Origin of the sequence: Rhodococcus sp. D-6, from assembly GCF_040256695.1 — a bacterium.
In the GTDB taxonomy this organism is placed as follows: Bacteria; Actinomycetota; Actinomycetes; order Mycobacteriales; family Mycobacteriaceae; genus Rhodococcus; species Rhodococcus pyridinivorans.
In genome coordinates this window covers 4,610,771-4,623,201 of record NZ_CP132970.1, presented here as the reverse complement: position 1 = coordinate 4,623,201, position 12,431 = coordinate 4,610,771, and the positions used below count along the sequence as shown (strand labels likewise).

15 protein-coding genes are annotated in these 12,431 nt (G+C 69.7%); 13 read left to right on the top strand and 2 right to left on the bottom strand.

The window, feature by feature from the left end; all coding sequences use genetic code 11:
• The first annotated feature begins 142 nt into the window (after positions 1-142).
• From RBB84_RS21775 to RBB84_RS21740, 8 genes are all read left to right on the top strand, one after another.
• Entirely contained in the window at positions 143-724 is a 582-nt protein-coding gene (locus RBB84_RS21775; protein WP_039583653.1) for a MauE/DoxX family redox-associated membrane protein, read from the top strand.
• 21 nt (positions 725-745) lie between these two features.
• Positions 746-1,360 (top strand): redoxin domain-containing protein, encoded by a 615-nt coding sequence (locus RBB84_RS21770; protein ID WP_006553384.1) that lies wholly within the window; start codon positions 746-748, stop codon positions 1,358-1,360.
• 102 nt (positions 1,361-1,462) lie between these two features.
• Entirely contained in the window at positions 1,463-2,131 is a 669-nt protein-coding gene (locus RBB84_RS21765) for a methylamine dehydrogenase light chain (protein ID WP_033097867.1), read from the top strand.
• Positions 2,128-3,429, top strand: coding sequence for a hypothetical protein (locus tag RBB84_RS21760; protein ID WP_350246822.1), 1,302 nt, complete (start codon positions 2,128-2,130; stop codon positions 3,427-3,429). The genes RBB84_RS21765 and RBB84_RS21760 overlap by 4 nt, the downstream gene beginning before the upstream one ends.
• Positions 3,426-5,018 carry a multicopper oxidase family protein gene (locus RBB84_RS21755; protein WP_350246821.1) on the top strand — a complete coding sequence of 531 codons (1,593 nt, stop codon included), beginning with the start codon at positions 3,426-3,428 and terminating at the stop codon, positions 5,016-5,018. The genes RBB84_RS21760 and RBB84_RS21755 overlap by 4 nt, the downstream gene beginning before the upstream one ends.
• Positions 5,019-5,027: 9 nt before the next feature.
• Entirely contained in the window at positions 5,028-5,369 is a 342-nt protein-coding gene (locus RBB84_RS21750) for a plastocyanin/azurin family copper-binding protein (protein ID WP_006553380.1), read from the top strand.
• Between the two features lie 32 nt (positions 5,370-5,401).
• Positions 5,402-5,689 carry a cupredoxin domain-containing protein gene (locus RBB84_RS21745; RefSeq protein ID WP_231913250.1) on the top strand — a complete coding sequence of 96 codons (288 nt, stop codon included), beginning with the start codon at positions 5,402-5,404 and terminating at the stop codon, positions 5,687-5,689.
• A gap of 60 nt (positions 5,690-5,749) precedes the next feature.
• A complete protein-coding gene (locus RBB84_RS21740; protein WP_350246819.1) occupies positions 5,750-6,601 on the top strand; it encodes a methylamine utilization protein in 852 nt (283 codons plus the stop codon).
• Between the two features lie 61 nt (positions 6,602-6,662).
• On the opposite strand, the gene RBB84_RS21735 is transcribed toward RBB84_RS21740, so the two are convergent.
• Positions 6,663-8,240 (bottom strand): TM0106 family RecB-like putative nuclease, encoded by a 1,578-nt coding sequence (locus tag RBB84_RS21735; RefSeq protein WP_138845359.1) that lies wholly within the window; start codon positions 8,238-8,240, stop codon positions 6,663-6,665.
• A gap of 149 nt (positions 8,241-8,389) precedes the next feature.
• On the opposite strand from RBB84_RS21735, the gene RBB84_RS21730 reads away from it, so the two are divergent.
• The 5 genes from RBB84_RS21730 to RBB84_RS21710 are packed head-to-tail and all read left to right on the top strand — an operon-like array spanning position 8,390 to position 11,780.
• Positions 8,390-9,073 (top strand): DUF6474 family protein, encoded by a 684-nt coding sequence (locus RBB84_RS21730; RefSeq protein ID WP_024102631.1) that lies wholly within the window; start codon positions 8,390-8,392, stop codon positions 9,071-9,073.
• A 35-nt stretch (positions 9,074-9,108) separates the two neighbouring features.
• On the top strand, positions 9,109-9,600 hold the full coding sequence (locus RBB84_RS21725) for a hypothetical protein (RefSeq protein WP_252173517.1): 492 nt from the start codon (positions 9,109-9,111) through the stop codon (positions 9,598-9,600).
• A gap of 34 nt (positions 9,601-9,634) precedes the next feature.
• On the top strand, positions 9,635-10,306 hold the full coding sequence (locus tag RBB84_RS21720) for a YcnI family protein (protein ID WP_006553374.1): 672 nt from the start codon (positions 9,635-9,637) through the stop codon (positions 10,304-10,306).
• On the top strand, positions 10,303-10,836 hold the full coding sequence (locus RBB84_RS21715) for a copper resistance CopC family protein (RefSeq protein ID WP_006553373.1): 534 nt from the start codon (positions 10,303-10,305) through the stop codon (positions 10,834-10,836). Before RBB84_RS21720 ends, RBB84_RS21715 begins: the two co-directional genes overlap by 4 nt.
• Positions 10,837-10,841: 5 nt before the next feature.
• Positions 10,842-11,780, top strand: a complete 939-nt coding sequence (locus tag RBB84_RS21710; RefSeq protein ID WP_064060569.1) for a CopD family protein — start codon at positions 10,842-10,844, stop codon at positions 11,778-11,780.
• Between the two features lie 4 nt (positions 11,781-11,784).
• Here RBB84_RS21710 and RBB84_RS21705 read toward each other — a convergent pair whose 3' ends face one another.
• Positions 11,785-12,423: a UdgX family uracil-DNA binding protein gene (locus RBB84_RS21705; protein WP_006553371.1), complete on the bottom strand. Its 639-nt coding sequence runs from the start codon at positions 12,421-12,423 to the stop codon at positions 11,785-11,787.
• Between the last annotated feature and the right edge of the window lie 8 nt (positions 12,424-12,431).

The following is a 12,431-nucleotide window of genomic DNA, read 5'->3' as shown; positions in this document are numbered from 1 at the left end:
TCGTTCAGGGTGTCCCCGTTCGTTTCTCCGGCGTCGCACGCCCGACTCGAGACCACAGCAGGATGTGTCCATCCCCACCTGCGAGGGATCCGCCGGGACCTCGACGAGGTCCCGAAGCGAAACGGAAGGAGTGGTCGCACACATGCTGTGGGTGCTGATCGCATCGATCGTCGGAGGCACGCTGTTGCTCGCCGGCATCCCCAAGACCCGGGACCGCCAGGGTCTGCTGCGCACGGTGCGCGGGTACAAGCTGCTGCCTGCGCCGCTCGAGGACGCGGTGTCGTTCGCGCTGCCGTGGGCCGAGATCGTCCTCGGTGCCGCGCTCATCACCGGCATCGCCGGACGATGGGCGGCCGCAGGCGCCGCACTGCTGTTCCTGTGCTTCTTCGGCGGCCTGACGATCAACCTTCTCCGAGGCCGTCGTGACCTCGACTGCGGCTGTTTCGCATTCGGTTCCCACGACATCCCGCGGATCGGGTGGTTCCACGCGGTGCGGGCCGGTGCGTTCGTGCTCGTCTCCGCAGCCCTGGCCCTCGTTCCCGCCGGCGCACCGTCGCTCGCCGAGCACCTCCTCGCCGTCGCGCTCGCCGCACTGGTGCTGGTCGTGGTCGTCACCGCGGTGCAGTTGCGGTCGATCGTGCATCCGGGCCGACGCCCGGTCGACGACCACCTGACGAAGGCCTCGATCGAACTTCGTGCCGCCTCGCCCCTCTCGCGGTACTGACACATCCGAACGGAGAAATCTGTGAACACCTTCCTGCTGATCGCGGTCATCGTGCTGGCCGTCGCCGTCGCGGCACTGTTCCTCATGCTGCTCGCCCTCGCCCGCGAGATCGGGCGCGTGCAGGTGCGTCTCGGCCCCCTCGGCGCCCGGATGATGGACACCGGCCCGAAGATCGATCAGGTCGCTCCGAGCTTCCGCGGCCTGCAGGACCACCTCGGCCGCGAGGTCGGCGTCGGTGGCCACCGCGACAAGGCGCAGCTGCTGCTGTTCACCGCGCCGTCGTGCTCGACCTGCAAGAGCCTGCTGCCCGGCGTCAAGGCGATGGCGAAGGCGGAGAAGGACCTCGAGGTCGTCATCATCTCCGACGGCACGCCCGAGGAGCACCAGAGTTTCCTTGCCGGTTCGGGTATCGGTGCCGAGCTCAGCTACGTCGACGCCCGCGATGTGGGCATCGCCTACCAGGTGGGCACCACTCCGTACGGCGTGATCCTCGACGAGCACGGCAAGATCCAGGCCAAGGGCCTGTGCAACCACATGGCGCAGGTCGAATCCCTCCTCAACGCACTCGAATCCGGCACGCCCTCGCTGCAGCACCTGCACGAGGCAGCCAAGACTCGCGCCGCAGCCGGTCTGTGATCTGCGAGCGCCGACCGCCCCGTCGGTACGGGCGGAATCTCATCCCCTTCTCGAGATCGGAGTACGTCGTTGGACCTCAGACCCTCATCCGGGGAACCGGAGATGCACGAGAATCGATATCCGGTGGACGAAGCCACCGTCAAGGAACAAGCCGAATGGATGGCCGGCCGCGGCGGATCCTTCATCGGCCGCACCGGCCGCAGGATGTCCGAGCGGGTCTCCCGCCGTTCGGTGATCAGCAAGATCGGCCGGTGGACCATGGGTGTTTCCGGTGTGGCACTGATCAGTTCGCTGCCAGTCACCCGCACTGCGCTGGCGCAGGAGCCGCCGGCTCCGACCCCCGCCGAACCCGAACCGCTCGTTCCGGTCTACGACGGCAAGGACCCCGCCGAGTGCGAGTACTGGCGCTGGTGCAACATGGACGGCACCTCGTGCGCGGCCTGTAACGGCGGCGGTGTCACCACCTGTGCGCCGGGAAGCCGTCCCGGAGCGGAGTTCTGGGTTGGATGCTGCACGCATCCCGACACCGGTAAGACCTACCTGATCGCCTACTACGACTGCTGTGGTGCACCGTCGTGCTCGAACGCCTTCTGCGGTGAGCCCGACATGCAGGCCATCATGTACAACCCGGTCTCGGGCAGCTTCGACCAGGAGATCATCTGGTGCGTGTCCGACGAATCCCAGTCGTACACCTGCACGATGGCACCGATCATCGGTGAGGACTGCCAGACCCGTCCCGCCGCACGACCGAAGGTGGGCGCCGGATCATGAAGCGCACCCAACGGGCGGTCGCCGCGACCGTCCCGCTCGCTCTCGCACTGTCCCTCGCGGCGTGCTCGAGCGACGACGACTCCTCCTCCGCGGCGGGCGAGGTCACCTACCCGACCGTCCCCTACACCACTCCCGGTGAGGGCATCTCCCTCGGTCACGACGATCAGGAGATCGGCGACACCATCCCGGAACCCGTGCATGTCTCGGAGATCCAGCCCGCGAGCGAGAACGACCTGCTTGCGGTCCTCCGGACTCCGGGCGGGCTCGAGATCGGTGTGAACGTCCTCGACCCGGTCACCGGTGTCGCGGGCAGTCGCATCGTCGTGGGTCCCGGCATCTGGGATCCGGTCATCCACGGGTTCGTCGGCGAGAGTTCCTCGGACCCAGCGGTTCTCGCCGCCGAAGTGTGGCGGCCGCGCGGTTCGCGCGGCCAGGCCGACTTCACCGTCACCACCTACTCGGGCGACCTGCTCGAGCCGGACGAGATCGAACTGCCCGACTACGCCCGCGCGCACTCGCGTCCCGGGTCCAGTGCCGTCACCTCGGACGGGAAGTACTTCGTGACGTGGGACGACGGCCTGTACGGCGTCCGCGTCGTCGATCTCGAGGCCGGCAAGGAGAGCGGCGCGCTGCAGATCATCGGGTGCGGTCCGTTCACCTGGCTCGTCGACCACAAGCTCTACAGCGTGTGCGAGGACACCCGTGAGCTGATCCAGATCTCCATCGACGATGCCGGTGTCCCCACCGAGACGGCGCGCACGAAGGTGCTGCCCGACGACTTCGTCAGCAACCGCAAGGTGACCTGGGCCGCGGACGCGAAGAAGGCACTGCTCGTCGGCGCGACCGGCGACGTCTTCGTCTTCGACTTCTCGAACGGTCTGCCGGAGGATCCCGTCGCTCCCATCGGGAACGCCGGACAGGACGGCGGCCGCTTCGCGGAGAACGCCATCAACAACACCGGCGACCGGATCGCGATCGAGTACACCGACAGCGAGATCCATCCGCACTCCGCGCGCGGTGGCGACATCGTCACGATCGAGCTGTTCGACGCGACCGGCCTCGCTCCGATCCGCACCCTCGATCTCGCGGCACTGGGGATGACGGACATCGCGTCCATGGCCTTCTCCGTGGACGGATCGATCCTGTATGTGGTCGGTTCGGGCCCCGAGGTCGACGGCGAGTCGGCCCAGCGCATCGTCGGTGTCTCGGCGAGCGACGGCACCGAGGTCAGTGCCGCCGACGTCACCGGCACCGTCGACGACATCCGTTCGCTCCTGACCCCGCAGGTGATCCGATGACACGACCCGGTTCCGGGCTCGTGCTCGCTCGCCGACGCTTCCTCCGCCTGGGCACCCTCGGTGTCGGGGCGGTGGGGCTCGGCGCGCTCGGGTTCGGTGCCACCGCCTGCAGCTCCGGTACGTCCGGACAGCAGGCGGTGGCCACCGAGCTCGACTACATCCGTCCCACCGATCCCGAGGTGGCCGCGGCCGAGGCGGCCCGCGCCACCTCGGGGGCGACGGCAGCCTTCGCGCTCGCTGCGGGGGTGGGCGCCGTGGACCTCGGTGGGCGGATCGTGAACACGTGGTCCTACGGCGGGGCCGCCGTCGCACCCGAGCTGCGGTTGTCGAAGGGCGACCGGGTGCGGGTGTCGGTGGACAACGGGCTTCCGCAGGAGACCACGCTGCACTGGCACGGCATCCGGATCCGCAACGACATGGACGGTGCGGCTCCGGTCACGCAGGAACCGATCGGCGCCGACGGTGGCCGGTTCGAATACGACTTCGTCGCACCCGATCCGGGCACCTACTGGTACCACTCGCACAGCGGACTGCAGGCCGACCGTGGTCTGTTCGGGGCTATGATCATCGAGGACCCGAACGACGCCACCGGCGCGGACGCCGACGCGGTGCTCGTGCTCGACGACTGGGTCGACGGTCTGGGCACCACCCCCGACGCGGTCCTGGCCGCGCTCAACCCGCAGGTCGCCGGGCACGGTCATGCCGGGCACGGCTCGGGGCCGGCCGAGTACACGGACGCCGATGCCTCGGTGGCGCAACAGATCACGTCGGCGGGCCACGGGGACTCCGTCCCGCTCGGCGGCATGACCCAGCACATCGCGTACCCGCTGCACCTGATCAACGGGCGTCCGCCGAACGATCCCGCCGTGGTGGAAGCCGCTGCGGGGCAACGGTTGCGTCTACGGGTCGTCAACGCGGCCGCGGAGACGCCCTACCGTTTCGCCGTGGCCGGTCACGAACTGACCGTCGTCGCCGTGGACGGCTTCGACGTGCAGCCGACGACCGCCGACACCGTGATCCTCGGCATGGCGCAGCGGGTGGACGTGCTCGTCACGGTGCGTTCCGGTGCGTGGCCGATCGTGGCGAAGGTCGAGGGGCGCGACGGCTACGCGTCGACCGTGCTGCGGTCCCACGACGCGGTGCCGATGTCGAACCCCGATGTGGGAGGAGACATTCCGGAGCTGAACGGGCGACTCGTAGCCGAGAGCGAACTGCGGCCCGCCGAATCGGTGCTGCTCGAGAATCGGGACGTCGACCGCGACTACCGCGTCGAGCTGATCCAGGCCGGCGACCGCTACGTGTGGGGCATGGCCGGCCCCGACGCCGGCCGACTGGTGATGAAGGAGGGTGAACGGATCCGGATCACGATGGTCAACTCGTCGCCGATGTGGCATCCCATGCACACCCACGGCCACACCTTCGCCGTACCGGGTTACGGCGGTCTGCGACGCGACACCGTCAACGTGCTTCCGGGGACCGAACTCGCCATCGAGTTCGACGCGGACAATCCGGGCGAGTGGATGTTCCACTGTCACAACGCCTATCACTTCGAGGCAGGAATGACCGCGAATCTGCGGTACATCCGGTGAGGACGAGATATGAAGAAGTTTCTTTCCGCGGTCGCGGGCACGACACTCGCGATGGGACTGCTGACCGGATGCGGCAGTGCGGACGCCGACGAACCCGCGGTCGTCATCGAGGTCTCCAACATGTCGTACAGCCCCGCATCGGTCACCATCGAGAAGGGCCAGACCGTGCAGTGGCACTTCGACGACTCGGGACTGCCGCACGATGTGGCGGGCGACGGACCGCTCGAAGGTGACCTGAAGAGCGAACTGCTCACCGAGGGCACCTACGAGTACACCTTCGACGAGGCCGGCACGTTCACCTACCACTGCACGCCGCACCCCGCGATGGTCGGCACGATCATCGTCGAATGATGCGGATCCGGTGGGGGGTGGCCGCGTTCGCGATGCTGGCCGCGACCTGGTGTGCCGGCTCCCCCACCGGGCCGGACGCGGAGATCGTCGTGCGCGACGTGCACTTCGCGCCGGTGGACGTGACCGTACCGGTGGGCGGCACCGTCCGGTGGACGTTCGACGACGGCGGGGTCCTGCACCACGTCGGATCGGAGGGCGAGTTCGACAGCGGCATCATCCCCGAGGGGAGCTTCGAGCACACCTTCACGACGCCGGGCGTCTACGAGTACCACTGCTCGGTCCACCGGTACATGACCGGAACCGTCACCGTGACCGGGTGACGGACAACGCCGTCCGCCGTCCGGTCGTATCCGTAAGCACCACAGCAAAGGAGCATCCCGATGACAGAAACACTCGTGCGTGAGCCTCTGGCTCACCCGCCCCTCGGAGTCGACGTACCGGAGATACGCCCGACGCTCGAGAGCGCCGTCGCGAAGAAGACCCGCGGCGGCCTGATCGCCGGTGCCGCGGTGGTCGGCGCCGCCGCCGGTCTCGTCGCGGCCGCCTCGACCCCGACGGCCATGACCGCCGCGGTGATCGCCACCGGCACGGTGACCGCACTGGCCGCCAACTGGTCGACCTGCGGCATGTCGGTGGCCGGCGTGGTCGCCGCACCGAAGCAGCCGGGACGCCGTGGGTCGTCGACCCCGATCCGCCGGCTCGGCTGGCACACCCTCGGATCGCTCGCGACGGGCATCCCCACCGGCGCGCTCTTCGGTGCGCTCGGCGCGCTCGTGACCGGCTCGGTGCCGTGGGCGTGGATGCTCGCGGCCTGGGGGGTGATCGCGCTCGGTTACGGCCTGCACGAGCTGGGCATGATCACCCTGCCGACGCCCATGCGGCGTCAGCAGCTCCCCCGCCACCTGCGGCGCACGATGGCGCCGTGGAAGGTGTCGCTGCTGTTCGGTGCGCTCATCGGCCCCGGCTTCATGATCTTCATCCGGTCCAGCGCGTACTACCTGCTGGTCCTCGGCGTGATCGCCTCGGGTTCGCCGGTGCTCGGCGCCGCGATGTTCGCAACCGTCAGCCTCGGCCGCTGCATGCCGAGCGTACTGGCCATCCTGCACACCCACCGCGGTGGTTCGATGCCCGGCTTCCTGTCGGCGATGTGCGTCGTCGACCGTCGTGTCCAGACCCTCACCGGCGGTGTCCTCATCGCCCTGGCGGCCTTCGCTCTTGCCGCACTGGTCTGATCTCCCGTGCGTGGTTCCGGTGGCCGAGGCCGCCGGAACCACGCACGTGGCATGCTCTGCGCTACAGGTCCTCGACGAACGGGATGTCGAGCACCGCACGATCACTCATCCACTCGCGCAGGACCTTCGTGGCGATCACGTCGTCCTCGTTGTACTCGAGCAACCGCACACGCTGCGCCGGATCGGGCTCGCCCGCCATGCCCACGGCCTCGCGGTACCAGCTCATCGACGCCTCACCCCCGGCCTCGGCGTCGCGCCAGTGATGCCCCGCGATCGGTGCGATCTTCTTCAGCCCCTTGCCGTTCGGACACACGAACTGGTCGGTGACGGCCTGGAAGATGTCGACCCACTCGTCCGAACCGATGAACGCCTTGACCTCCGCGAGCTCCGGCACACCCGGGAAGCCGTGGAACCGCCGCGCCGACGACAGCAACCACTTGTCCTCCGCCGACCGCGAATAGCAGTAGGCCGCAAAAGTCTTCCCGCGACGTTCGGCCGCGCGCCGCTGGTCCGACAGCCAGCGCCAGAACTCGGCGAACGAGCGTGCCTCGTCGTCGGTCGGCACGGGCTCCCACGTCGCGAACGGGATGTACTCGGAGGACGATCTCGAATTGAGCAGCGTGCCCCACAGATAGGCGCCGTGCTCGTGGTAGCTCTCCATGTCGATGTCGACCTCGACGTCGGCGCGGTGGACGTGCACGTGCCGGTAGCGACGCACGAGCGGCGCACCGGCGATCCACGCCCGCGCCGTGACGATCGCGTCCTCGAACGAACCCTGCGGCCACGCTTCCGGTTCCCCGCCCTCCCACCGGGCGAGGCCGTCGATGGTGTGCACCTCGAGCTCGCGCAGCACGGCGGCACGTTGCCCCGGCGCGACGAGCGACACATCCCGGGTGACGGTGAGTTCGGCGCGGCAGCGGTCCCACCACGGGCAGGTCTTGCACTCGCCGATCTGCGACGGCGCCGTCGGAGTGAGACCCCGCGCGATCTCGAGTCGGTCCGCCAGGCGGGCGTCGTAGTCGTCGAGGATCTGGTCGAGATCGTGCACGAGGATGCAGTCGCCGCCGTAGCCGATCGCGCCGGCGACCTTCGCGGGGCTCGCAAGTCCGTGACGTTCGAGCATCCGGTACAGGTGCGCGAGGCGCATCTGGTCGCGCACCTGACTGCGCACCTTGCGGGTCTCGTCGACAGCGGGTGCCCACGCGAACAGATCGGTGGTGAGCGCGCCGTGTCCGGGATCGGTGACCTTGTGGTTGACGACGATCACCGGGATGTAGCCGCCGTGTTCGGCGTCGCGCAGCAGGATCTCCGAGCGGCCGCGGCGTCCGGTGTCGGGTTCGCTCGGCAGCACCGCACCCCAGATGCGGTCGGCGCCCGCGCGGCACGCGTCGAGTGTGCGCTCGGCGCGCTGCGACATCGGTCCTTCGGGGGCGACGAGCACCCACCCGTCCGGGTCGGCGTCGAACAGCGTCTGGCGGATCGCCTCGCGATGCGCAGCCGCCGCCTCCTGGCGTTGCCGCGCACCCGGATTCTCGGGTGCACCTGCGAGTTCGTCGGGGAAGGTGGCGTCGAGATAGACCCGGTGGCGGCACCTCGTCAGCGCAGCGGCCTCGAGGGAGACGGCTGTGCGCTGTGACACTCCGCGTCGGGGCCGCGGTAGTTCTCCGGTTGCGTCCACGACATTCCAGGGTATTCCCTGCACAGGCGACGGCTCGCAGCAGCACCGTCACGTTAGGCTGACGCGGGGCGCCGGAGCGTCGTGTCGTACCGAATGGAGGGTGCTGTTCGATGGGGTTGTTCACACGGAAGCGTCGCGCGACTCGCAGGGCGGAAGCGAAGGCGCTGAGGACCAAGGCGAAGATCGAGGCCAGACTGGTCGCGAAGAATCGGCTCGAGAACGACCGGCGGGCAGCGAAGGCCAAGGCGAAGATCGACAAGAAACTCGCGAAGTCGCAGGTCAAGCTCGACCAGGAACTCGCGAGGTCGCAAGCCAAGGTCGAGAAGGAACAGATCGCGACCCTCAAAGCACAGAAGAAGGCCGCCGAGAACCAGGGGCTCACCGCGGCGAAGGTGCGCCGTTATCTCGGCGTCGCGCGTCTGCTCGCGCCGGTGCTCGTCCCGATCGTCTACCAGGCCGTGACGGCGCTGCGCGGTCAGCTCGACTCGCGTCGCGCGCAGCAGCTCGGGGTGCCGATCGAGGAACTGGGTTCGTTCACCGGTCACGGTGCCCGGCTCAGTGCCCGCATCGCGGGTGCGGAGCAGTCGCTCGCGAAGGTCGAGCAGCGCAACCCCAAGGACGCGGAGACGCAGAAGTTCGCCACCGCGACCCGCGAACGTCTCACCGATCTGACTGCCGCCGTGCAGACGGCCGAGCAGATGCCGGCCGCGCGCCGGAAGTCGGCACACGCGGCGATCTCGTCGGAACTCGACGGCATCGAAGCGGATCTGCTCGCGCGCCTCGGCGTGCGCTGACGCGGCCTGCACATCAGGAACGAGCACGACCGACAGTGACCAGGTATCCGACCGTTCTCGGCACCACCGCGGGCATCGCCACCGCGGTGCTGGCGGTGGCCGCCCACGGCGCCGCCGGCGGTGGTGTGCCGACGGGACCGGTCGCGGTACTGCTGGTCGCGGTCGCGGCGATCGTCGGGATCCTCGGCGCGCACCAGCCGTCGCTGTCCCCGCTCGTGCTCCTCGCCGGTGGGCAGGCGGCCACGCACGTCGCGCTCACCGTGCTGGTGCCCGGTCACGAACATCTGTCGGTGTCCATGCTGGGCGCCCACATGCTCGCCGTCGCCGTGTGCGCGGTGCTGCTCACCGCCGCGGCCCACGTGTACGCGGCGTGCGGCACCGCGCTGCGGGCCGTGCTGCTGCGCGGCCCCCGGGTCGCCGCGCCCGCCGTGCTCGCCCCGACCTCGTCGACCGACCGGCTCGTGTGGGGACGTGCACCCCCGGCCATCTCGCGGAGAGGACCACCGCTCGCCACGGCTGCGCTGTGACGATCGATCCTCCAACCACGAGAAAGACCCATACATGTTCGAGTTCTCCCGTCGCGCCCTCGTGGGCGCGACAGCAACCGCTGCGCTGATGGTCGCGGGCGCCGGCATCGCTTCGGCCCACGTCACCGTCGTCGCACCCGGAGCCGAGCAGGGCGGTTACACCGTCCTGACCTTCCGGGTCCCCACCGAGTCCGAGACCGCCGGCACGACCGCCCTCACCGTCGAGCTTCCGGGGCTGCGCTCGGCGCGCACCGAGCCGCTGCCCGGCTGGACGGCGACCGTCGAGAAGGATCCCGAGTCGCAGCTCGCGACCTCCGTGACGTGGACCGCCGAACCGGACGTGCAGGTCGGGCCGGGACAGTTCCAGCAGTTCGTCCTGTCCGTCGGGCCGCTGCCCGAGGAGGACGAGATCGCCTTCCCCGCGATCCAGACCTACAGCGACGGCGAGGTCGTGGCGTGGGACGAGATCACGACCGGCGACGAGGAACCCGAACGTCCTGCCCCCAGCCTGACCCTCGCGGCGAGCAGCGGCGACGGGCACGGCGGCAGTGGTGACGCGCACGCCACCGAGACCGAGCAGACCGCCGGCGCGTCGGAGGACACCACCGACAGCACCGCGCGGTGGCTCGGCGGTATCGGCCTGGTGCTCGGTGCGCTCGGCGCCGCACTCGGCCTCGGCGCCGTGATCCGGGGGCGGCGGGCATGAAGCGCATCCTCGTTCTCCTCACCGCGTTGATCGCGGCGCTGACCCTGTCCGTCGGTTCCGCAGCCGCCCACTCGGTGGTGCTGTCGAGCTCGCCCGAGGACGGCGAGCAGATCGCCGAGGCACCCGATCGGGTGACCGTGACGTTCAACGAGAACCTGCAGGAGCAGTTCGCGGCTCTGACCGTCGTCGGGCCGGACGGCAACCTGTGGTCGAAGAGCGACCCGATCATCGAGGGTGCGAACGCATCCGTCGAACTAGACGGTCTCGGCCCCGTGGGCGAGTACACGATCGCCTACCGGGTGACCTCCGCCGACGGACATCCCGTCAGCGGAACCCGCACCTTCACGCTCACCCAGGAGGGAACCGGCACGCCCGGTGAAGCGGCGTCCGGTGACACCGCGACCGGCGAGACCGGCGCGGAGTCGGGCGAGAGCGACAGCAGCGGACCTGCCGTGTGGTGGTTCGTCGTCGCAGGTGTCGTCGTGGTCGCCGCAGGTCTCGCCTTCGCGCTGCGCAAGCCGAAGGCCTGACCCGCATGATCCCGGAACGCCGGCAGTGGCTCGTCGTGGCCGCTGCCGGCGTTGCCTTCGGAACCGTCGCGGGCATCGCCGTGGCCGGTTCCCTCGCCCTGCCCGCCCCCTCGAGTTCGGTGCGGGCGATCGGGCTGTGTGTCGGCTCGACCGTGCTCGGACTCGCGGTCCTGGCCGTGATGGTGCAGCGGCAACGCCGTCCCGCGGTTTCCTCCGACACGCTGTGGCGGACGATCGCCACGCTCGGCGGTGTCTGGCTCGTGCTCGCGAGCATCGACCTCGCCTGGGCCGCGTCCACCGCGGCCGATGTTCCCGCCGCGGACCTGGACGTGGGGCGGTTCGGGCAGTTCGTCGGCACCACCACGGGACGCGTGGATGCGGCGGCATGGGTGTGCATCGCCGCGATCGTCGTCGTCGCCGCTGTGGCGTACCGCCGGTCGGCGGCGTGGTCCACCCTGCCGGTGCTCGTCGCCGCGGCGCTCGCGTTGATCGCCCGGCCAGTCACCGGCCACATGGCGCAGCAACCGCTGGGGTCGCTGTTCAACGCCGTGCATGTGCTCGCGGCCGCGGTGTGGTTCGGGGTGCTCGTGGCGCTGGCCGTCACCGTGCGGGGCCGCGGAGCGTGGGCGGAACTGCTGCCGCGCTACTCGCAGCTGGCCCTGCGGTGCGTGGTGGCGTTGGTGATCACGGGCGTGGTCGACGCGGCGGTACGGCTCGGCTCGGTCTCCGCGCTGCTGGGCACCGGCTACGGACGCGTCGTGCTCGCAAAGGCAATCGTGCTGTGCGCCCTGCTGGGGCTCGCGTGGAACTGGCGGCGCAACTGGCTCCCCGCTGCCGCGTCCCACCGTCTCCCGGAGGAGGAGTCGCTGCGCAACGCCGTCCTCGAGGTGTGCGCGATGTCGGTGGCGCTCGGGCTCGCGGCCGGATTGGCGACCACCGGCTGAGCCGTCACAACGTGGCCGCTCGTTCCAGGTCCTGCACGAACGAGCGGAACATGTCGTCGCGCTGCGATTTCGCCCGCAACACCGCCGACGGGTGCACGGTGACGACCACCGCCGGATCGCACGACCCGCACAGCTCCTCGGGCAGGTGCAGGACCTCCCCGCGGTGCTGTGTGAGCTTGAAGTCCTTACCGAGCAGCGACTGCGCGGCCGTGGCTCCGAGGCACACCACCACGTCGGGGCGGACGGCGTCGAGTTCGGCCTCGAGCCACGGCCGGCACGCCGCGACCTGCCCACCCGACGGTTTCTTGTGGATGCGTCTGCGGCCGTTGGCGGACCGGTCGAAGCGGAAATGCTTGACGGCGTTGGTCACGTACACCGTCCCGCGATCGATGCCCGCGCGTTCGAGGGCCTTGTCGAACAGGTGCCCCGCGGGCCCGACGAACGGTTCTCCCGCGAGGTCCTCCTCGTTGCCCGGTTGTTCGCCGACGAAGAGCATGCGTGCGTCGCGCACCCCTGCCCCGAAGACCGTCCGCTCGGCGGCCTTGTAGAGATCGCATCCCCGGCATCCCGCGGACGCGGCGGCGAGTTCGGCGAGGTCGCGGCTGTCGGGTACGTACTCCTGTGCGCCGGGATAGGTCACCATGGCTGTCG